Annotated in this window: 23 protein-coding genes; 16 read left to right on the forward strand and 7 right to left on the reverse strand. The window is 45.0% G+C overall.

What is annotated here, in order from left to right; translation table 11 throughout:
* Nucleotides 1-141: 141 nt before the first annotated feature.
* From OJ16_RS01760 to OJ16_RS01770, 3 genes are all read left to right on the forward strand, one after another.
* On the forward strand, nucleotides 142-627 hold the full coding sequence (locus tag OJ16_RS01760; protein WP_040986750.1) for a DUF3015 domain-containing protein: 486 nt from the start codon (nucleotides 142-144) through the stop codon (nucleotides 625-627).
* Between the two features lie 141 nt (nucleotides 628-768).
* Nucleotides 769-2,622: an Lnb N-terminal periplasmic domain-containing protein gene (locus OJ16_RS01765; protein WP_040986752.1), complete on the forward strand. Its 1,854-nt coding sequence runs from the start codon at nucleotides 769-771 to the stop codon at nucleotides 2,620-2,622.
* A 201-nt stretch (nucleotides 2,623-2,823) separates the two neighbouring features.
* Nucleotides 2,824-5,187, forward strand: coding sequence for a DNA polymerase II (locus OJ16_RS01770; protein WP_040986754.1), 2,364 nt, complete (start codon nucleotides 2,824-2,826; stop codon nucleotides 5,185-5,187).
* Here the strand turns inward: OJ16_RS01770 and OJ16_RS01775 are convergent.
* On the reverse strand, nucleotides 5,173-7,197 hold the full coding sequence (locus OJ16_RS01775) for an EAL domain-containing protein (protein WP_268871266.1): 2,025 nt from the start codon (nucleotides 7,195-7,197) through the stop codon (nucleotides 5,173-5,175). The two genes, OJ16_RS01770 and OJ16_RS01775, sit on opposite strands and share 15 nt — an antisense overlap.
* A gap of 257 nt (nucleotides 7,198-7,454) precedes the next feature.
* Nucleotides 7,455-8,222 (reverse strand): nucleotidyltransferase domain-containing protein, encoded by a 768-nt coding sequence (locus tag OJ16_RS01780; protein WP_040986759.1) that lies wholly within the window; start codon nucleotides 8,220-8,222, stop codon nucleotides 7,455-7,457.
* A gap of 178 nt (nucleotides 8,223-8,400) precedes the next feature.
* Here OJ16_RS01780 and yeiP point away from each other — a divergent pair, with 178 nt between their 5' ends.
* Together yeiP and OJ16_RS01790 are read left to right on the forward strand one after the other, a co-directional pair.
* Complete coding sequence (gene yeiP / locus OJ16_RS01785) at nucleotides 8,401-8,967, forward strand: elongation factor P-like protein YeiP (protein ID WP_040986761.1); 567 nt, start codon at nucleotides 8,401-8,403, stop codon at nucleotides 8,965-8,967.
* A gap of 2 nt (nucleotides 8,968-8,969) precedes the next feature.
* On the forward strand, nucleotides 8,970-9,290 hold the full coding sequence (locus OJ16_RS01790) for an HI1450 family dsDNA-mimic protein (protein ID WP_040986764.1): 321 nt from the start codon (nucleotides 8,970-8,972) through the stop codon (nucleotides 9,288-9,290).
* 134 nt (nucleotides 9,291-9,424) lie between these two features.
* Here the strand turns inward: OJ16_RS01790 and ihfA are convergent, their stop codons facing one another.
* On the reverse strand, nucleotides 9,425-9,721 hold the full coding sequence (gene ihfA / locus OJ16_RS01795) for an integration host factor subunit alpha (protein ID WP_005599656.1): 297 nt from the start codon (nucleotides 9,719-9,721) through the stop codon (nucleotides 9,425-9,427).
* Nucleotides 9,722-10,048: 327 nt separating this feature from the next.
* Complete coding sequence (locus OJ16_RS01800; protein WP_040986769.1) at nucleotides 10,049-10,342, reverse strand: hypothetical protein; 294 nt, start codon at nucleotides 10,340-10,342, stop codon at nucleotides 10,049-10,051.
* 88 nt (nucleotides 10,343-10,430) lie between these two features.
* Here OJ16_RS01800 and OJ16_RS01805 point away from each other — a divergent pair, with 88 nt between their 5' ends.
* The 6 genes from OJ16_RS01805 to OJ16_RS01830 all read left to right on the forward strand — a co-directional run bounded on the left by OJ16_RS01805 (nucleotide 10,431) and on the right by OJ16_RS01830 (nucleotide 13,381).
* The gene (locus tag OJ16_RS01805; RefSeq protein ID WP_040986771.1) at nucleotides 10,431-10,664 is read left to right on the forward strand and encodes a hypothetical protein; all 234 of its coding nucleotides are present in this window, start codon (nucleotides 10,431-10,433) and stop codon (nucleotides 10,662-10,664) included.
* Between the two features lie 137 nt (nucleotides 10,665-10,801).
* Nucleotides 10,802-11,350 carry a septation protein A gene (locus OJ16_RS01810; RefSeq protein ID WP_040986773.1) on the forward strand — a complete coding sequence of 183 codons (549 nt, stop codon included), beginning with the start codon at nucleotides 10,802-10,804 and terminating at the stop codon, nucleotides 11,348-11,350.
* A gap of 150 nt (nucleotides 11,351-11,500) precedes the next feature.
* Nucleotides 11,501-11,896 (forward strand): acyl-CoA thioester hydrolase YciA, encoded by a 396-nt coding sequence (gene yciA, locus OJ16_RS01815; protein WP_040986775.1) that lies wholly within the window; start codon nucleotides 11,501-11,503, stop codon nucleotides 11,894-11,896.
* 107 nt (nucleotides 11,897-12,003) lie between these two features.
* Complete coding sequence (locus OJ16_RS01820; RefSeq protein WP_040986777.1) at nucleotides 12,004-12,300, forward strand: YciI family protein; 297 nt, start codon at nucleotides 12,004-12,006, stop codon at nucleotides 12,298-12,300.
* Between the two features lie 2 nt (nucleotides 12,301-12,302).
* Nucleotides 12,303-12,698 carry a GspS/AspS pilotin family protein gene (locus OJ16_RS01825; RefSeq protein WP_040986780.1) on the forward strand — a complete coding sequence of 132 codons (396 nt, stop codon included), beginning with the start codon at nucleotides 12,303-12,305 and terminating at the stop codon, nucleotides 12,696-12,698.
* Nucleotides 12,699-13,159: 461 nt separating this feature from the next.
* Nucleotides 13,160-13,381: a hypothetical protein gene (locus tag OJ16_RS01830; protein ID WP_040986782.1), complete on the forward strand. Its 222-nt coding sequence runs from the start codon at nucleotides 13,160-13,162 to the stop codon at nucleotides 13,379-13,381.
* Nucleotides 13,382-13,439: 58 nt separating this feature from the next.
* Here OJ16_RS01830 and OJ16_RS01835 read toward each other — a convergent pair whose 3' ends face one another.
* The gene (locus OJ16_RS01835) at nucleotides 13,440-13,715 is read right to left on the reverse strand and encodes a DUF1289 domain-containing protein (RefSeq protein WP_040987121.1); all 276 of its coding nucleotides are present in this window, start codon (nucleotides 13,713-13,715) and stop codon (nucleotides 13,440-13,442) included.
* 154 nt (nucleotides 13,716-13,869) lie between these two features.
* Here OJ16_RS01835 and OJ16_RS01840 point away from each other — a divergent pair, with 154 nt between their 5' ends.
* The 5 genes from OJ16_RS01840 (at nucleotide 13,870) to OJ16_RS01860 (ending at nucleotide 18,728) form a co-directional block, all read left to right on the forward strand.
* Nucleotides 13,870-14,313, forward strand: coding sequence for an META domain-containing protein (locus OJ16_RS01840; protein ID WP_040986784.1), 444 nt, complete (start codon nucleotides 13,870-13,872; stop codon nucleotides 14,311-14,313).
* A gap of 276 nt (nucleotides 14,314-14,589) precedes the next feature.
* On the forward strand, nucleotides 14,590-15,732 hold the full coding sequence (locus OJ16_RS01845; RefSeq protein WP_040986786.1) for an ABC transporter substrate-binding protein: 1,143 nt from the start codon (nucleotides 14,590-14,592) through the stop codon (nucleotides 15,730-15,732).
* A gap of 26 nt (nucleotides 15,733-15,758) precedes the next feature.
* The gene (locus OJ16_RS01850) at nucleotides 15,759-17,441 is read left to right on the forward strand and encodes an ABC transporter permease (protein ID WP_040986788.1); all 1,683 of its coding nucleotides are present in this window, start codon (nucleotides 15,759-15,761) and stop codon (nucleotides 17,439-17,441) included.
* The gene (locus OJ16_RS01855; protein WP_040986790.1) at nucleotides 17,425-18,105 is read left to right on the forward strand and encodes an ATP-binding cassette domain-containing protein; all 681 of its coding nucleotides are present in this window, start codon (nucleotides 17,425-17,427) and stop codon (nucleotides 18,103-18,105) included. The genes OJ16_RS01850 and OJ16_RS01855 overlap by 17 nt, the downstream gene beginning before the upstream one ends.
* An 8-nt stretch (nucleotides 18,106-18,113) precedes the next feature.
* Nucleotides 18,114-18,728 carry a CDP-alcohol phosphatidyltransferase family protein gene (locus OJ16_RS01860; protein ID WP_040986792.1) on the forward strand — a complete coding sequence of 205 codons (615 nt, stop codon included), beginning with the start codon at nucleotides 18,114-18,116 and terminating at the stop codon, nucleotides 18,726-18,728.
* Between the two features lie 194 nt (nucleotides 18,729-18,922).
* Here OJ16_RS01860 and OJ16_RS01865 read toward each other — a convergent pair whose 3' ends face one another.
* The gene (locus OJ16_RS01865) at nucleotides 18,923-19,858 is read right to left on the reverse strand and encodes a class I SAM-dependent methyltransferase (RefSeq protein WP_040986794.1); all 936 of its coding nucleotides are present in this window, start codon (nucleotides 19,856-19,858) and stop codon (nucleotides 18,923-18,925) included.
* 8 nt (nucleotides 19,859-19,866) lie between these two features.
* Nucleotides 19,867-20,562, reverse strand: a complete 696-nt coding sequence (locus tag OJ16_RS01870; RefSeq protein WP_040986796.1) for a TIGR01621 family pseudouridine synthase — start codon at nucleotides 20,560-20,562, stop codon at nucleotides 19,867-19,869.
* Nucleotides 20,563-20,580: the final 18 nt, after the last annotated feature.

Raw genomic sequence — 20,580 nt, forward strand, 5'->3', positions numbered from 1 at the left:
CTCAATTATGCGCCTTTTTATTTAGTTACATGGATTGAAAATGAAACCAATTTCATTTATTTTCCTGCGGTTGGTAATGGTGAATTATCACAAACAAGCTGACGAGTAACGTCGGCAAATGATAATGATTAAGGATATTTTATGAAAAAGCTACTAGCAGTGGCGGCTCTAGCTGCAACACTTCCTCTTTCTAATGTTGCAATGGCTGATGCCGATATCGGTTGTGGTCTAGGTACTATGGTATTTGACGGTAAGTCAGGCAAAGTATTCAAAATTCTAGGTGCGACAACAAACGGCACATCTGGTAACCAAACTTTTGGTATCTCTTTTGGTACACTAGGTTGTGACGGTAACGGCACAATCAACTCTGCTCAAAAACTTGCTCTATTCATTGACGGTAACATGGACAACCTTGCTCGTGATATCGCTAAAGGTGAAGGCGAAACTCTAGCAACTCTTTCTGAAGTTTGGGGCGTTCAAGCATCTGACAAAGAAGCGTTCAACGAGCTAGCTCAAGAAAACTTCGCAGAAGTGTTCAAATCTGAAAACGTAACTTCTGAAGAAGTATTTGCTAACCTAAACACGCTAGTTGCTGCTGACGCAACTCTAGCGGGTTACGCAATCTAATTCCGAACTCTGCTTCGTGATTAAAGTGCCCTTTTCTGGGCGCTTTTTTATATCTCTCATCTTATTTGTTGTGTCTATCGATAAGCACGTTCGCTGCCAGCGTCCTTACCCATAAACTCAATAGCCTTTCCACGGATTTGAATGAACTATTCCGCATTATCTAAAGCACTACTCATCGGATGTGGGTTATGTACTCCTTCGTTCGCATTTTCTGCTGACACCCTCAATATTGAACAACTCGCAAAAGATCCATATTGGCTAAAATTAGGCCACTATTTACCGAGCATGATCTCAGGCCATAAAGGGACAGTAGACAGCGATACATTTTATCTGGCTGAAGATGGCGCGCGTTCACCACAGAGCGAACTACAAGCCACTGTCGATGCGCTATATAACGTTGATACCACGATTGCTGAACAAAAACGCTGTGAGTACCCAGCGCGTTATACTTGGCTGCAAACTCAGCAAGGTCAATCGGCTGAACTGAACTGCCCAGAGCTCAATACTTGGCGTGAAGTTCTCGATCCTGAAGGGCTCACTTTGGTCTTCCCGACCGCCTTTATGAACAACCCATCGTCGATGTTTGGTCATACTCTGTTAAGAATCGATGCCAAAGATCAAACGCGTCATAAAGAATTGGTCGCTTTTGCGATTAATTTCGCAGCAGAACCCGAAACCGATGACAACGCGGCACTCTATGCACTGAAAGGATTAGTCGGCAGTTATCCTGGTCGCTTTACGGTCATGCCTTATTACCGCAAAGTTCGTGAATACAATGACATTGAATCGCGCGACATTTGGGAATATCAACTGAAGTTAAATGAAGTTGAAGTTGAGCGTGTATTACTGCACCTGTGGGAAATGCAAAGAGCAGAATTTGACTACTATTTTGCCGATGAAAACTGTTCTTATCAGCTGCTTGCCCTCCTAGAGCTGGCCCGCGATGATTTGTATCTTGTTGAACAATTTCCATTACATGCGATTCCGTCAGATACCGTTGAAGCGCTCAATAATGCGGGATTACTTGCCAAGCCCAAGTACCGTGAATCATTTGGCACACGCTTGCTACACCAAGCCGACGAAATTGACCCTGAACTTTTCGATGCTGCGGTAGCCGCGAAACAGGGAGACTTCCCTAGCGCTGAGGAGTACAGCGAGGCGGAACGCGCAGCGATTTTAGAATTTGCCTATGAATGGCTCAATTTTGAATTGTACGATGTCGGTCTAGATCGTGACCCAACCGCGAAACGTTTGACTGAACTGCTCTACCAACGTAGCCGCATTAAAGTCGACTCTCCCTTTACACAAGCCCCACCTCCAGATGTCTCGCCAGAACAAGGCCACGCATCCGCGCGCACCGGTTTGAGTTATCAACACAGCGATCATTATGGTCACCAAGCGACTTTAGAATGGCGCGTGGCGTACCACGATCTCTTGGATTCACAGCAAGGCTTTATTCCCGGAGCCAAAATCAGCTTCCTTGACACGCAAGTGAGCGTGGATGAGCAAGGCACTTCTCGCTTTGACCGATTCTATTTGATTGACGCGATGGCCCTCGCACCAAGCAATCGCATTTTCGATAGCTTAGCTTGGAATGCACGCGTGGGTTATGACCGCATGCCAAACGAAGGCAAATTAGAAAGTCGTTGGTTTGGCCAAGGCGGCTACGGTAAAGCGTGGGGCGACGCAAAAGCATTGCATCTTTATGGTCTGCTGTCTGCCGAAATCAGTGGCGGAGAACTCACCGATTACGACGCGACTTTGGGTGCCGGTATTGAAGCAGGATTGATTTATCAAGTCGCTGACCACCACCGCATTGGTCTAACGGGCCAATACCTTGCGCTGGTTGACAGCCAGGCGGATCAAAATGCCAAAGCGAACGCCAGTTGGCATTGGCAATTGAGCCGCAATACCGCTCTGCGCAGCCAAGTAAGCTACCTCAATTGGGGAGAAGAAGAGTTAAGCGGAAAACTCACGGCCTACCTCTACTTCTAGCCCAATGGGTATCAACCAAGCGACTCATCAATTCCGGCGAATAATACCGACGGATAATGCGAGCAGATGATGAGTCCTCCATTCTAAGGGGCGTATTTACGCCCCTTAATTTTTGCTTCACATCACAAAGTCGTAATACAATCCACTATCACGCCGATACTGCGCCCCAGACAGTCGGTCGCTATTGATAGGAAGACATCGTTGACGATTCAACAAGGCTTTTTGCTTACACGCCAAGCGCGCGATCTCAATAACAGCACTCAAATTGAGTTGTGGTTGGCGACAGAACAAGGGCCATACCAATTGCTGATCGACGGTGAGCGTCCGGTCTTTTTTATCGAACAAAGCGCACTCACAGACGCAACTCAAATTGCCGTCTCATTGAATCTTACCTGCGATATAAAACCTTTACCGCTCAAGCATTTTAACCAAGCGGCACTTTGTGCTTGCTACTGCGATACGATCAAAGGCTCTCGACAACTGGCTGATGCGCTGCAGCAGCAGGACATCACCGTCTACGAAGACGATATCCGACTCGCAGATCGATACCTGATGGAACGCTTCATTCAAGGTGGCATCGAATTTACGGGGGTGGACACACCTCTAAAAGGTCACACCAAGGTCACTCAGGTAAAGTGCCGCAAGTCAGCCTACTCAACGCAGTTAAACGTGGTATCGCTTGATATTGAATGTTCAGAAAAAGGCATTCTGTACTCCATTGGACTCGCAAGCCCGATGGATAACCGCGTAATCATGATTGGTGAACCGCAAGAATGTGAGACTCCGGTTCAGTGGGTTAATAACGAAAAAGCGCTGTTAGAAGCCATGATTGATTGGTTTGACCGCTTTGACCCCGATGTCATCATTGGTTGGAACGTGATTGATTTTGATTTCCGCTTACTGCATAAGCGAGCGGAATGGCACAAGTTAAAACTGGCCATAGGACGCGCGCGTCAAGCAAGCTTCTTCCGAATCTCCAACACCACGCAACAAGGGTTTATTTCCATTCCAGGTCGGGTCGTGATGGATGGCATCGATACCCTAAAAACCGCCACTTACCATTTTCGTCGCTGGTCATTAGAGTCTGTCGCTCAAGAGCTACTTGGCGAAGGCAAACAAATTCACAACGTGCATGACCGCATGGCGGAAATCAACCACATGTACCGTTATGACAAGCCTTCCCTCGCTCGTTATAACCTGCAAGATTGCGTATTGGTGAATAAGATATTCTTACACACTCACCTACTCGATTTTGCCATTGAGCGCAGTAAGTTAACTGGGGTCGAACTGGATCGCATTGGCGGCTCAGTCGCCGCCTTCACTAATCTCTATTTGCCACAACTTCACCGTGCAGGTTACGTTGCGCCAAACCTTCAGCCAGAAAACTGGATCGCCAGTCCCGGTGGCTATGTCATGGATTCACTGCCCAATCTTTATGATTCGGTACTGGTTCTGGATTTTAAAAGCCTTTATCCCTCGATTATTCGTTCATTTTTGATTGACCCTTTAGGCCTCATTGAAGGTCTAAAGCTCGAGATTGGCGTAAACGACGAACAGGCCGTTCCTGGATTTCGCGGCGGCCAATTCCACCGTCATGAACACTTTTTGCCAAAGATGATTGAAAACTTGTGGGCCGCACGTGATGTCGCTAAGCGCAATAATGAAAAGGCGTTTTCTCAAGCCATTAAAATCATCATGAACTCGTTTTACGGTGTATTAGGCTCATCAGGCTGTCGATTTTTTGATACTCGCCTCGCGTCGAGCATCACCATGCGCGGGCACGAGATCATGAAGCAGACGAAAAAGTTGATTGAAGCACAAGGGTATCAAGTCATTTACGGCGATACCGATTCCACTTTCGTCTCTTTGAATGGTCAAGTTTCGCAGCCGCAAGCCGATGCGATTGGCCAATCACTGGTGGCGCACATCAATCAATGGTGGACGACGCATCTCAAGCAAGAGTACAACCTCGTTTCTATCTTGGAGATCGAATACGAAACCCATTATAAAAAGTTTTTGATGCCGACCATCCGCGGCCAAGAGACGGGTTCGAAAAAACGCTACGCAGGATTAATTGGTGAAGGTGAGCAAGAAAAGATCATTTTTAAAGGGTTAGAAAGCGCCAGAACCGATTGGACTCCACTGGCACAATCTTTCCAGCAGCACCTCTATCAGATGGTGTTTCATGGTGATGATCCATCTACGTACATTCGTCAGTTTGTCGAAGACACATTGTCTGGACGCTACGATGACCGCTTGGTTTATCAAAAGCGCTTGCGTCGTAAACTGAGTGACTATCAAAAGAACGTACCGCCTCAAGTCAGAGCGGCGCGCATGGCCGATAAAATTAATGAACAATTGGGCCGAGCGTTGCAGTATCAAAATCGTGGCCAAATAGAGTATTTGATCACACTCAATGGTCCCGAGCCGAAAGACTATCTCAGCAGCGCTATCGACTATCAGCATTATATCGACAAACAGTTAAAACCCGTGGCCGAAGCCATTTTGCCTTTTATCGGTCTGGATTTTAAAACGCTGAGCGAGCCTCAGTTAGGGCTCTTTTAGTTCACTCGGAACGGTGTTGCAATCTGCAATATAGCAACGCAATGCCAATAAAGAGATCGATTTACTGTAGTACCAACCTTGGATGGACAAGTTATAGCGCAATGGAATGCGCTCAAGCTGACTTTCCGTTTCAACCCCTTCCACCACCACCGCCAAATTAAGATCTTGTGCAATACTGATCAAACCATTAAAGACTTTTTGTCCTTTGCTGTTCTCTATGGCTTGGATAAAGCTTCGGTCAATCTTAATTGCGTCGACGTCAAACATCGTTAAATAACTGAGTGACGAAAAACCCGAGCCAAAATCATCAATAGAGACTTTTGCGCCGACACGATGGAGCGCCTCTAGCGAAGCGGCCACCAGCGCCTTATCAAGCAACAATGACTCTTCCGTGATTTCAACATGCACATACTCACCAACCCGGCTGATATAACCAACCAATTGCTCCATGAGACTGGCATCAAGTAGCGTTTCTGGTGTCAGGTTAACGCTGGTTGGCACCGCCCATCCTTCCCGGATAGCAATTTTAAGATCATGCACGACTTGAATCACCACCCAGCGGTCAATGTCTTTCATGAGACCGGCCTGTTCAAACGTCGACAAAAACGCGCCTGGATATTCAATATTTCCCTGTTTATCCACCGAACGAATAAGCGCTTCTGCGCCGATAACCTGCCCTGTCACTCGACATATTTGAGGCTGATATTCAATGCAAAATTCTTTATCCGTAAAGGCGTGCAGTTTTTGCTCCAAAACTTGCTGACGTTTATGCGCAAAAACCAGCTGACCGACTCGATCGTCACTTAACGTGCGCGCCTCTTCTTCTCTTCGCGAATACGTCGTATCTAACGAAGAAAACTGTATTGTTTTATTGGCCGTCGATTTATTCAGCCACAGGACAAAAGGCAGGTATATCAAACCAGAAACCACAATGTTCACTAACTGTAAGAGGCTGGCATTAATGTCGCCTTGAGTGACAATGTAAGCATTGACGAAAACAGGACTGCTAAATGGCATCCCAGTCACAGGCACATCGACGAACCCCAGACTGACCGCAAAATACGCCACGATCGTATTGGCCACCGGAGCAATCAAAAAAGGAAAGAACAACCTGGGATTAAAAATGATCGGTAAGCCAAACAGCAGCACTTCGTTAATATTCAACAAACCAAGCGGTAAACTGGCAAGTGCAATCAAACGATAAGCGCGATTATTGCTGAACAGTAATAACACCACGACAAACCCTAATGTTGCCCCAGCGCCCCCAACAAAAGTAAATACCGCCAGAAAGGAGTGATTAACAAAATGCTGCGTATTCCCAACTGTTAGCATCTCGCTGTGCGCAACCTCAACGGCACCTTGCAGCACATCAACCCAAGGCAATAAACCGTAGTAGCCATGAATACCAAGAAACCACAGGAAAGAATTCACCATGGCAAAAATGGCACCAAACTCTAGCGGTGAATCATCGTATTGAATATTAAAGAGCGCGGTTAAGCTGCTTGATTCAACGAGATGGATGACGAAGGCATTGATGATCATCACGCCGATCCCGGCAAGAATGCAGGGAAGAATTAGGTTGAGCGACTCTTTTACTATGCGACCAAGATGGTTATTTGAAACAAATTTCATCCAACGTATTTTGTAGAATGATGCGATTAACGGCACGGCATAAAGCGGCGTCATCACTGCAATCATCAATTCAAATACGATCGTACTGTCTGAAAAACGAAATAATTGTTCAAAAACGACCAAGTAGACAATTAGGACCAGCGCAATCGGGGGTCTGGGTAACCGCCAACGCATCGCCAAAATATAAGCGAGCGCGCCAGTTAACAGTACGGGCAGTAGGCTATTGGTGACTTCGTAAAGAGAAAAGAGCGTTTGTACCCACGGCTGATCCTTTCCGAATATAAATTCGCCAAGTGAAGCAATGAATAAAATGGAAGAGATAATCATGAGACACGGCAGTATCCACAGCAACCCTTCTCTGATCGCTTGCAACTGCACCGCTAATGATTTCTGAGCTTGTTTTAAATAACTAGCAATGATTTTGGGTGCTCCATCATTGAAACAAAATGGTCATTATCTGAAAGATAGTAAGCCATTCTGTTTCTTATCGATGTGAGCCATATCACTTAAGACGCGTGTGAAATTGCACTGCGCCCATGATTCATTTGTTACTTTTAATTTTGTGATGTTTACAGCTTATCGTACGGATTTTTCATACTATCCTTTTATACAAACCTTTCATACGAACGCTGCCACTAGCCAATTCTAAACTCTGTCTTTTTAAATTGTTTCACTAACCAATCACCGTAAGAATCAAGAAGACCAATCACCGAACGCTTTGCTACGACTCGATTAGAGAGCAATATACTAAGTCGCTCGATTTCCAACTGCATCATTGGGTAGTATCGAAGGAACTCTTGTCCGCATATTTGAGGATCGTCATGCCATCCTTTTGTTCGAGGGATCACCAATGAATAGCTTGCTCTGAGCAATTTTTTAGCGATGATTTGTTGAGCTTTAAGATGTTCGTCGTCATTTTTAGCGCGAACAATTCGATGGCGATACACCGCCAGCCAATCTTCCACATCCATATTCCAATGTTTTGCGATCTCCCAACTGGGTTCGTAATCCCCAAAACATTCCGATAAATTTTCCCCATACACGCACACCGCGCAGTGACGCAGCAAAAATCCCCAAGAGAAGATACTGTCTAGAGAAGCGATATCACTCACCAACGCCGTCTTAAACGATAATTCTGTGATATGCGCATGTGAGCTCTGAAAGCGCCAACGAATAGAATTAATTAACGCCGTGCGGTTTTGCGCAAAACTTTGCTGTGTCACAACGATAACATCAAGGTTTGAACGATGAGGCGTTGCCGTTTTTTTAGCTACACTGCCAAAAATATACACACTGTGCAGGTTTGCCCCCAAGCCAGAACGTAAGAAAGTGACAAGATCATCAATCGCTTTACTATACTGAGGTTGGAAGGGTTGTGCGGGATCGATTGTGGTTAATATCATCAAAAAATCATGAAATCTAACGGATTGAACTGCATGATCTCTTAGTGGCGCTTTTTGATCAAGATAATCAAGCTAAGAATCGTTGAAAACTAGCAATATCAGTGCGAGTTCAAATAGCATCTTCCAATTAGTTGGGTATATAATGCCGCCCTTACAACTCATATGAAGGAAATTGTTCATGCCTAAGGCGAGTGAGCTAAAGAAAGGTTTTGCTATTGAATCAAACGGCAAAATCCTACTAATTAAAGACATCGAAGTGACGACTCCTGGCGGTCGTGGCGGCGCAAAAATTTACAAACTGCGTTGTGTTGATCTAAACACTGGTGCACGTGCTGACGAGCGTTATAAGTCTGACGACGTGGTAGAAACGGTTGACATGTTCAAGCGTCAAGTTGCTTTCTCGTACGTTGACGGTAATGAGTACATTTTCATGGACAATGAAGATTACACTCAATTTACTTTTAAGAAAGAAGAGATCGAAGACGAACTTCTTTTCATTACTGAAGAAATCAAAGGCCTTCAGGTTGTTCTAATTAACGGTACTGCGGTAGCGTTAGAGCTTCCTGCAACGGTTGAGCTTGTTATCGAAGAAACAGACCCTTCAATCAAAGGTGCTTCTGCTGCGTCTCGTACTAAGCCTGCACGTTTTGCAACTGGCCTAACTGTGCAAGTTCCAGAGTACATCGCAAATGGTGATCGCCTGATCATCAACACTGCTGAACGCAAGTACATGAGCCGCGCATAATTATGGCTGAACTCATTTCTTACGATGATGCTATCGATGCGGCTTACGACATTTTCCTTGAGATGGCACCCGATAATCTAGAACCAGTAGACGTGATTCTTTTCACCGCTCAGTTCGACGATCGCGGTGCAGCCGAATTGGTTGAGACTGGTGATGACTGGGGCCAACACGTCGGCTTTGACGTTGATAAAGAAATCTATGCAGAAGTTCGTATTGGTTTGGTCAACGAAGAAAATGATGTGTTAGATGATGTGTTTGCTCGCTTACTTGTAAGCCGAGATCCTGAGCACAAATTTTGCCATATTCTGTGGAAGCGAGACTAATCACACTGTGTGATTAATCTCCGCCACCACAAACAAAAACACCCAAGTTTGCACTTGGGTGTTTTTTTATCGCCAACCTGAAAACAAAATACGTTCTCTCGGCAATAAAACGACTTCAATCCATCGATAGCGTGTTAGCTGTCACCTTTAATGGTTTCAACGCGGGCTTTAAGCTTTTGCCCAGGGCGGAAGGTGACTACACGGCGCGCGCTAATAGGAATGTCTTCACCCGTCTTTGGGTTACGTCCTGGACGTTCATTCTTTTCGCGTAGGTCAAAGTTACCAAATCCTGATAGTTTCACTTGCTCTCCGTTTTCGAGTGCTTTGCGAACCTCTTCAAAAAATGCCTCAACCGTTTCCTTGGCATCTCGTTTACTGTATCCAAGCTTTTCAAACAGGTTCTCTGCCAAATCGGCTTTAGTGAGCGCCATAGAATTTTCCTCAAAAGCTGTGTTAAACATCACTGTCGTTAGACAGCGCCAAAGCATTTCGCCTCGTCAATCAATAACATAGAGACATTACTTGGAAAGTGTATGCCAAGCTTCTGATTTTCGCCAACATTTTTATAGTAAGTTAACACTTTTTTCATAATTATCAGCTAGATATATCTACCAACTCACCCTATAACTCATCACTAAATCATATTTTTAGCTTCAAGTGCAGACAATTAAACCACCACGAACATAAATTTTAGAATTTATCGCTAAAACGAATTCTTATCGGCTTTTTTTACAATACGAGTAATGTCATATAAATCATTAACTTAATGGGCTATTTATTATAAAAAAGAAAAATCCGCTCATTTTATGAGGAAAAATAATCATTAATCCCAAAACGGCCACCCTATTCCCCTGATTTAACACAAATAAGCAACATGGAGCATAATCTACGTTGTGCTTATGAAATGGCATCATTGCGCTGCCATTCTCGATCAAAATACCTTTCAGGACACGCCCACTCTTTTCTCTTTTTGATTCTTTTTTTGCAATCGCCTTCCCCGAGCAAACTCGGCCTTTTCCTTGTGATTGTTCTTTTATAACAACCCTATTCACTCTTTTTTCATATTTGGCATTCAATATGCTTATACATAGTCAAACAGAACGAGAACACCCCCTAATCAAATAAGAAAGGAGAAATGTGATGGAAATGAAGCGCCATAGCTACTATCACTTGATTCACCACGGCATTAAGACGCTATTAGTGGATAGAATTGGTCACTTTACTGAGCTTGAATACCATCAATACCTCAATATGATGACCGGGAAATCAACTTGCTTCTCAATGAGCAATGATGAATTGGTCAACGCCGTCAACTCGCTACGTGAAGAGGGTTACCTTGAAGATTTAAAATCCTCAATTCCCCATGAAGCGTGATTCAACAAAAGATTATTCCGTCATCATGGCACGCATTCACGCACAGCCTCTTTGAGCCATTTTGCCGATGACGAGTTGGTGTTAATACACCGAATTGGGTAGACTAACTTTCTCCCCTGTCGCGATAGACCGATTAAATGAAGCAACTGATTGATTTTGTCCCACTGATCGTCTTTTTTGTCTTATATAAAATGTATGACATTTACATTGCCACCGGTGCGCTGATTATTGCGTCGGCTATTCAGATCGCCTTAACTTTGGCGTTGTACAAAAAAGTTGAAAAGATGCAGATGATTACCTTTCTGATGGTCGCAATTTTTGGCGGGATGACCATCTTCTTGCATGACGACAATTTCATAAAATGGAAAGTGACCATCGTTTATGCGGTGTTTGCTCTCGGTTTAACGATCAGCCATTTTCTCGGTAAATCGGCGATAAAAGGCATGCTTGGCAAAGAAATTTCATTACCCGAACCCGTATGGGCAAAAGTAACGTGGGCGTGGGTGATTTTTTTCCTCGCATGCTCTGGCATCAACATTTATGTTGCCTTCGAATTACCGTTAGATGTGTGGGTTAACTTTAAAGTTTTTGGCTTATTAACGGCGACATTCGGGTTTACACTTCTCACCGGCGTGTATATTTATAAGCATCTGCCAAAAGACAAAAGCAAAGAGCAAGGCGAATAAGCCGATTGATGCTCCTCTTCGCTTATCGGATGATCTTCATTCAAAAAAACGTATAATATAAGCAAGCGGTCTTTTACGGCCGCTTTTTTAGTGCCAAAATTCCATTTCAGTTCTTTTTTGAGCTGACGTCATTATGTTGTGGATGTCAAAATGAACCAGGAAATTACTTCACCGAGGGGGCAACTCCTCCTCCGTACTCTCGCGATGCCTGCGGATACTAATGCCAATGGCGATATCTTCGGAGGCTGGATCATGTCACAGATCGATCTTGCCGGTGGCATTCTAGCGAAAGAAATTTCAGGCGGCCGCATTGTGACCGTTTCCGTCTCCAGTATTACGTTTAAAAAGCCCGTCAAAGTGGGTGATGTCGTGTGCTGTTACGGCGAATGCACAAAAATTGGCAACAGCTCGATGAGTATCGATCTCGAAGTATGGGTAAAGCCTGTCAAAGAGCACTGTATTGAAGATCGTTTTATGGTTTGTGACGCGACGTTCAACTATGTCGCCATTGATACAAATGGTCGACCACGTACGATCAATGTCTAATCTTAATCACAAACATGGCGAATGAATGCTCATTTTCGCGATGCGTACCTGCGGATTGCAAGTTCATCGCGTAGAGTTGCCCGTAAACCACCCACAAGGATAGCAATATGTTGTACATCATTTTTTCTCAAGATGTTGAGAATTCACTCGAAAAAAGATTGAGTGTTCGCGCAGCTCATTTAGAGCGTTTACAACAACTGCAAGATGAAGGTCGCTTGTTAACGGCAGGCCCGATGCCAGCCATTGATTCAGATAACCCAGGTGAAGCTGGTTTTACTGGTTCTACCGTTATCGCTCAATTCGACTCATTACCAGAAGCACAACAATGGGCAGACGCGGATCCTTATATCGCCGCGGGTGTTTATCAATCGGTCATCGTAAAACCATTTAAGAAAGTATTTTAATCATGAACATTCGTTTGGCTCTGGCTCTGTTGCTTGGCTCTGGTTTACTCGGCTGTGCCTCAGATGGTAATCAACAACGCCAGCTTGAACTTCTCGCGTCTAACCGAGCCAGCCTACTCTCGGCAGAACTGCCTTTAGAGGCCGGTCCATTATCCATTATGCGAGCTTCAGCGAAAGGAACCACCATTGAAATCATGATGGTGTATAACCAAGAGCAGCAAGGTGCAAAGCCATTACAGCAAGTGCTTAATACCAGCATTAACCGTTACTGTACACATAACGACACAAAAGCGAATCTCGATGCGGGTTTAAGCTACCGAATTAAAATGCGTAATAGCCGTGGGCAACTCATGGCCGACCAATTTGTATCGAAAGAAACGTGCTCCCAAGATAACTAAGTTTGAGTGCTCGGCGTCTGTGCTAATTCTCAATGTTATCTATGTCGGTGCCTATGTGATATCTCGATAGGCATCGATTTTCCTGAAAATCCTTCCTGCTTTATCAAAACTGCTGGTTTTGACTCACTTTACTGCCCATCACTTAACTCAAATCAAAATCATCACAAACGAGCGCCCTAGCAGCCGCATATTGCCCCCCATCCGCCTAGCGACCTTCCATAAATAATGCCGTTCACAGAAGACTTTTACATTTTGATGAATATTAATGTGAATATTTTATTTCACTTTATCGTTACCGACAAAAGCGTTAAATATATGGCAAACAAGACTTTAAACGAGTCATACACACCATAAACTGCCCGGTATTAGCCTAAAAATTAGAAAATCATTCTAATACTATATTGACGGTAGCGCATCGGAGTTCTAACTTTTTTAAAGGCTAATTAACTGAGGGTTCCGCTATGAAACGTGCTAGTACGACTTATCGTCTTCAACTCATCAAAGAAGTCGCGACGAGGCAGCAACGACTGAAAGGCGGTGACCCTATGGCAGCTTACGTACAGCACTTGATCGATGATGATCCTCATTGCGACAACCCTATGGAAGCGAACCAGCGTTTTTCTGGATGTCATTTTGATGATAGTGCCGGAGGTTGGGTCAGTGATAAGTGGGGAATGAAATAGCATTACCTCGGCCATTAGTGGCCCGTTCTCGCTAAATCAGAAGGTAAACATGGCGGCCTTAATCAAACAAACGCTTTTGTTTGGTTGGGCTGTCAGGCACATTCTGTGACTCAGAAGGTTCACTAAGACATTTTTTACTATTAGATAGACGCTTTTTACGCAAATAACGCTGCCGACAAAGTTTGATCACGTGTAATTGCTGTGCTGGCGTCATCGATAACCAATTAAATCGCTCTTCCCGCTTGCGCATACATCCCGTGCAGTACCCTCTGTCATCCACAGAGCACACGCCAACGCATGGATTTTGAACCGCGAAAAACTCTAATTGCTCCACATGCATCCCGCCATAAGTCAGTGAAACACAAAAATAAAAAGCCAAACTATGACCAAAAGCTAACACAAACGACACGGCTTAACCTATAATTGTGCCGTTGGCGTTTATCATGGTGTACAGACGTATACCTTATTGTTTTTTGGAGTTTATATCTATGAAGCTTAGTTCACAAACACTACTTGCAGCACTTTCTCTTCCAGTGTTGATGACCGCGTGTGCAAGCAACGGTGATGAAGTGAAACAAATCACAGCAGCAGACCTGCAGCACCACAACTGGTCTTTAGTCAGTGTGGATGGCAAAGCCATCGTAACTGAAGAAGGTCAAGCAGCGCCAAATCTGGAAGTTGGTGAAAAGATGACAGCAAATGGTAACGCTGGCTGTAACAATTTCTTTGGCCAAGCTGAACTGAAAAACAACCAATTCCGCATTGAAAAAATGGCACTGACCATGAAGATGTGTATGGGCGAGTCAATGAATGTAGAACAAGCATTCTCTCAAACGCTTTCAGATTGGAGCGATATGGCTCTGACAAAAGACAGCCTAGTGTTGACCAATGATGTTCATACGCTGACATTTAAATTGAGCGATTGGAAATAATCCATCAAATCAATTCTGATTCAAACAAGAGAGCAGCCCATTGGTTGCTCTTTTTTATTTCCCCACCCTTTAATTTTTCTTGGTTTAAACGCCATGATGCAAAGCCCTCATCACTCGCACACTTTTCAAACAATTGACTAACAATCACGCCAAATACTTAAATAATTTCATTTTTTTCCGTCATAATGAATAAAATAGACATCTTATCCGGTCTAGAATATCAACGCCGTTATTGCACGTACTCAAACCGGATTATTCACGAAGATAGGGACCACTATGACAAGGCTGTTCACACTCATTTTCACTCTTATTGTTAGCTTCTCAAGTGCAGGGGCAGAACAATGGCAAACGACAACAGAACAAGCGAAAGGTCAGACGGTCTATTTTCATGCTTGGGGTGGTAGCCAAGAGATCAATAACTACCTTCGCTGGGCCGCAGAGCAAGTGCAACAACAGTACGGGGTGACATTAAAACATGTCAAAGTGACGGATATTGCCGAAACCACCTCCCGCTTAATCGCCGAAAAAGCAGCGAATCAAAATCAAGGCGGAAGTGTTGATCTGGTGTGGATCAACGGTGAAAATTTCAAATCAATGAAAAGCCATAATTTACTCTTTGGCCCTTTCGTTGACACATTGCCTAATTGGGCATTGGTTGATAAGTCGTTACCCGTTGATAAAGATTTTTCAGAACCCACACAAGGGCTAGAAGCACCATGGGGCGTTGGGCAGCTTGTGTTCATCCATGATCGTCAGCAAGTGAGCAATCCACCCGTCTCCTTCAATGAATTACTCAGCTACGCACACGCATTCCCAAATAGAATTACCTATCCGCGTCCACCTGAATTTCATGGCACCAGCTTTTTGAAAGCGTTACTTATCGAACTCACCGACAATAGCAGCGCTCTTAGCCTCCCAGTCACGCAATCCAATTTTGCCTCAGTGACTAAGTCCTTATGGCAATATTTGGATCAATTACATGCTGTCGCCTGGCGTCAAGGAAAGCAATTTCCTGCGGGAAGTGCCGAGATGATTCAGCTGCTTGATGATGGCCAAATTGATCTTGCGATCACCTTTAATCCAAACGCTGTTTTTTCCGCGCAAGCAGCCGGAAAACTAGAAGACACCACAACAGCGTATGCCATGGAAGCGGGCGCCCTTTCTAATATCCATTTTCTAGCGATTCCTTGGAATGCGAACTCCCCGCAAGGGGCTCAAGTGGTGATCAACTTCTTGCTTAGCGCTGAAGCACAATCACGTAAAGGCGATTTGAATGTCTGGGGCGATCCAGCGGTGCTGAACAACCAATACCTCACAGGATCCGCTAAAAAGACCACCCTATTCCCTTCACTGGCAGAACCGCATCCTAGCTGGCAAGCGGCACTGGAAAAAGAGTGGCAAAAGCGTTATGGCAACTAGCTTAAGTCATCAACGACGAGCAACTCATGTTTAGATTTTCGTACCTGCTGTTCATTTTGATTGTCATTGTCCCTATCATTCCAGGTTTTGGTGGGGTCATACTCTCGTCGTTGAGTTATGTGCCTCCTTTAGACATGCATAATGTGTCTTGGCTCGGTTACACACAGCTTTGGGCATGGACCGGTTGGATAGAATCACTGGCTTTGAGTTTTTTCAGTGCTCTGACGAGTACCTATCTTGCTGCGATTTTTTGTTTTTCAATTTTGCAGCAACTTTGGACGAGTCAGCATTGGGCCAAAGTAGAAGGATTGCTGTCTCCTTTATTGGCCATGCCTCACGTCGCATTTGCGATTGGGTTTGCTTTCCTATTTGCTCCGACAGGCATCATCGCTCGGTTGGCGTTTCAATGGTTTGGGATTGAAGTTGACACCCAATCAAGCGCTTGGTTAGTGCATGACCCATACGCCATCGGACTGACGCTCGCACTTGCCCTGAAGGAAACACCCTTTTTGCTCCTTATGAGCCTGCCCATACTGCAGCAACTTAATTTAAAACGAAGCCAACAAATCGCCGCTTCGCTGGGGTACTCACCTCAAGAAGCGTGGCTAAAAATCGTTTTTCCTCAATGGCTCAAAAAAATGCGTTTCGCGTTATTTGCCGTCATCGCTTATGGCGTCTCTGTCGTCGATGTCGCCCTCATTCTTGGCCCTAATAACCCTCCAACATTGGCCGTGCTTGTATGGCAATGGTATAACGACCCTGATTTAAATCTCATTCCTCGCGCCTCCGCAGGCGCGGTAGTGTTGTTCTTACTCGCGAGTGGACTGATGCTGCTCGTGATAAGTATTGAAAAATCGCTAACTCGCTGGTGGCCAACGTGGCAATTTTCCGGTCGATTTGGCTGGAAACTGCCCGGCTCGTTGATTTTCTCATGCTCGGCATTACTCGCCGGGCTAATGGTGCCATTGTTTATTCTTTGGAGCGTCGCTCAGCGTTGGCGCTTCCCTGATTTATTGCCAAGTAAATTGAGCCTGAATTTTTGGCAATTTGAGTGGGCCAACATGGCCCCAACACTCTTTAATAGCCTCTGTTTAGCGCTCATCACCGCCAGCATTTCATTAGGATTAGGCTTGATCGCACAAGAATACAAAGCACAACGTAAACATGTGATTCCTGATTACCTCATTGCGCTGCCAATGCTGATCCCACAGTTGTCCCTGCTGTTTGGATTGCAAATCGCCAGCTTATATTTATCGTCGGATGGTTATCTCGTGTGGGTGCTGTGGGCGCATGTCTTTTTTGCCTTCCCATTTGTCTATTTGGCTCTCGACGGTCCGTGGCAAAGCTACAATCAAAACTTCACCAACACATCGCTCAGTTTGGGCAAATCACCGGTCGCAACTTTCGTTACCGTCAAAATACGCATACTGCTACCCGCGTTACTCTATGCTTGGGCTGTTGGCGCCAGTGTGAGTCTTGCTCAATACTTACCGACGTTAATGCTTGGGGGCGGTCGCATTGCGACAATGACCACCGAAGCGGTCGCCCTTTCAAGTGGCTTTGACCGACGAGTGACGGCCATTTATGCCATTTTACAAGCGATCTTACCGTTTCTCTTTTTCTCTGCCGCTCTGTTCGTTAATCGCTTAACTCAACGTAAGCATTCGATGTCATTCAAGGACAATAATCTCCATGACGCTCTCACTTGAAAACCTCACCATTTCTAAGCGAAACGGCACGCCACTTTGCGAACCGATGAATTTCACGATTAACAATGGTGAAATGACGGCATTAATGGGGCCAAGTGGGTGCGGTAAATCCACCTTATTTAATCTCATTGCCGGTCATCTAGACGACGCTTTTGACTACCAAGGGCAAGTCATACTCAATCATCAGCGCATTGACCTACTCGCCGCCCACCACCGAGAAGTGGGGATACTTTTCCAAGATGATTTACTGTTTCCACATTTGAACGTCTGGCAAAATCTCGCCTTTGCGCTGCCAAATTCAATTAAAAAAAGACAACGCCAAGAGCAAGCATTGGCTTGCTTACATTCTGTTGACTTAGTGCATTTAGCACACTCATACCCCGACCAAATTTCCGGTGGGCAACGTGCGCGAATCAGTCTGTTGCGGATGATCCTTGCCAAACCCAAGTTAGCGCTATTGGATGAACCGTTTAGTAAATTAGATAAGGATTTACGTTATCAATTTAGAGATTGGGTCGTAGAACAACTGGCCATGGCCAATATTCCAACATTGCTGGTCACTCATGATGTTGATGATGTGCCTTCCAAAGCAACCATACTTCAGTGGCCGAATCATACCAGCTCGTCCCCACTCGCCAACCAACCACATGATGTGAGCCTCTAAGGTAAAATATGCTTGATAGATTTAGTATTCAATTGATTCGCCAACCGTTGCATTGTGCCGCTTCAGCTTTGGATAAAAGGAAGATCAAAGCCAATCAAGTGACGCTCTTTGGCTTTGCAATAGGTTGCCTCGCGTTGCCAGCCCTGATTGAGCAATCCTACTTGCTTGCTTTGATTTTGATTGTGGTAAACCGTGTTTGTGATGGGTTAGATGGCGCGCTCGCACGGATTCAAGGCATCACCGACGCGGGAGGGTTTCTCGACATCAGTCTCGATTTTCTATTTTACTCACTGATTCCCTTCGGCTTTGTATTGGCCAACCCTGAGCACAATGCCGTGCCTGGTGCCTTTCTGATCTTTGCCTTTATCGGCACGGGTAGCAGCTTTCTTGCCTTTGCGGTGATGGCGGGAAAACGAGGCATTGAAAATCCCGTCTACCAACATAAATCGCTTTACTACATGAGTGGATTAACCGAAGGAACCGAAACCATTGCGTGTTTCATTTTATTCTGTTTATTACCCCACCACTTTGCCACCATTGCCTATATCTATGGTGCAGCATGCTGGTTCACAACCGCCACCCGCATCTACGCGGGGTATAACACGCTCTCTCAGCGCCACTAGATTGACCATAAAAAGAAACCCAGAGCGGTATTCAACCCAAACAACTTGAAGATGCAGGTAGGTAACAAGCGAACAAAGCCTCTGAGCATAGGTGTACTATGTGATGAGGTTTGAGAGTGCCTGTCAACACCGCTGCAACTTCAAGTAGGACGGGTATATCGACTCTGGGTTTCTTTTATGAAGAGAGAATAGCGTTAGTTTTTAAACACCAAGCACTTTAGAGAAGCTTGCTCGTTGATATCAGCAAACTCTGGCGGATTCTCAAGTCTTTCAACATAGGTTAACTCTGGTGCTTCTTGCGCCATACCATCAATCAGGAAGCTGCAATCTACCGCTGGAGAGTTAACACACGCCAGCACTTGACCATTGTCCGTCAGCAAATCCGGTAAACGGCGTAATATCTTCTGGTAGTCTTTCGTTAGAGCAAAGCTGCCTTTCTGAAACGAGGGCGGATCGATAATGATCATATCGTACGGACCTGATTTCTTGATTTTTCCCCACGATTTAAAGATATCATGGCCAAGAAAGCGAACTTGGTTGATGTTATGACCATTCAATTGATGGTTCTCACGTCCTTTATTGAGTGACGAACGTGCCATATCCACATTGACGACTTGATCGGCTCCGCCCGCAATCGCCGAAACTGAAAAACCACAAGTGTAAGCAAATAGGTTCAATACATTCGCTTGTTTTGCATTGGCTTTCACCCAATCACGGCCTAGGCGCATATCAAGGAATAAACCAAAATTTTGGTTGCGACCAATATCCAGTTGGTATTTCAGGCCCGACTCAACCACAACTGGGCGAGGGTCAAATTCACCCAACAGAACTTCTGATGGCGCGCCATCACTATAGCGGTGTTGAAGCAAGATGGTGCGACCTTGCTTTTGACGCCAAACATCAGATTGGCTGAGTGTCGTTAGCCCTTGCTTTAATTGGCTCAAAAACTCATCGTCTACCGGTTTAAACACGTTCACAATCAACTGGCCTTGTAACCAATCACACGTTAACTGTTCAAGCCCTGGCCAGCACTGGCCACGTCCGTGAAATAAACGACGCACTTCATCTGGTGCCACTTCAAGCTGTGTTTCTACGTGCGAAAAAAATGTCGCTAATTGATTTAATTGCATAACCGCTCTTATTTCTTAATTACTGGCCAATTGAGTTGCCAAGGAGTTAACCACTGTCCAATCGCCGCTTGTGCCGCTGGCTGTTGCCATTTTGTGCCCAATTGAGGGTAGTCGCGTGGATCACACATAAAGTCGAATTGCTCGCCTAAATACTCAAAACGCAGAGCAAAGGCATGCAAATATCCCCTATCGGCTTGGCTTGCAACATTGTAGATCGGATCGCCAACAATCGCTGAGCCAACAGATTTCAACGCAACTCGAATTTGGTGTGTTTTACCGGTATGGGGTTTACATAAAAAGAATCGCTCCCCCTCTTCACCCGCCAAAGAGAAAAACTGTGTCACCGCAGGGTTTTCTTGGCTATTGAGCAACATCCAAGACGAACGACGTGAACGCGCCATATCACCGCGCACTAAACCTTGTTTCTTTTTCGGTTTTTTACTGCCAATGGCCAAGTAAAATTTACCCACTTGACGTTGAGCAAACAGTGACGATAAAACACTCGCCGCTTGGCTATGTTTTGCAAGGATCAAAAGTCCTGACGTCATTTTATCCAAGCGATGGACAAGAAAGAGATGCTTATCTCCAGACTGCTTTGCCACTTCCTGCAATAACATGGTATCACCATCATCTTTATGCACGGAAACATCAGGATGTTTATTTATGATGAGGAAATCGGGGTGGTTAAAGAGGATATCAAACATGAAAAAGGCTCCATTTGG

The organism is Vibrio renipiscarius, assembly GCF_000827885.1.
Classification (GTDB): domain Bacteria; phylum Pseudomonadota; class Gammaproteobacteria; order Enterobacterales; family Vibrionaceae; genus Vibrio; species Vibrio renipiscarius.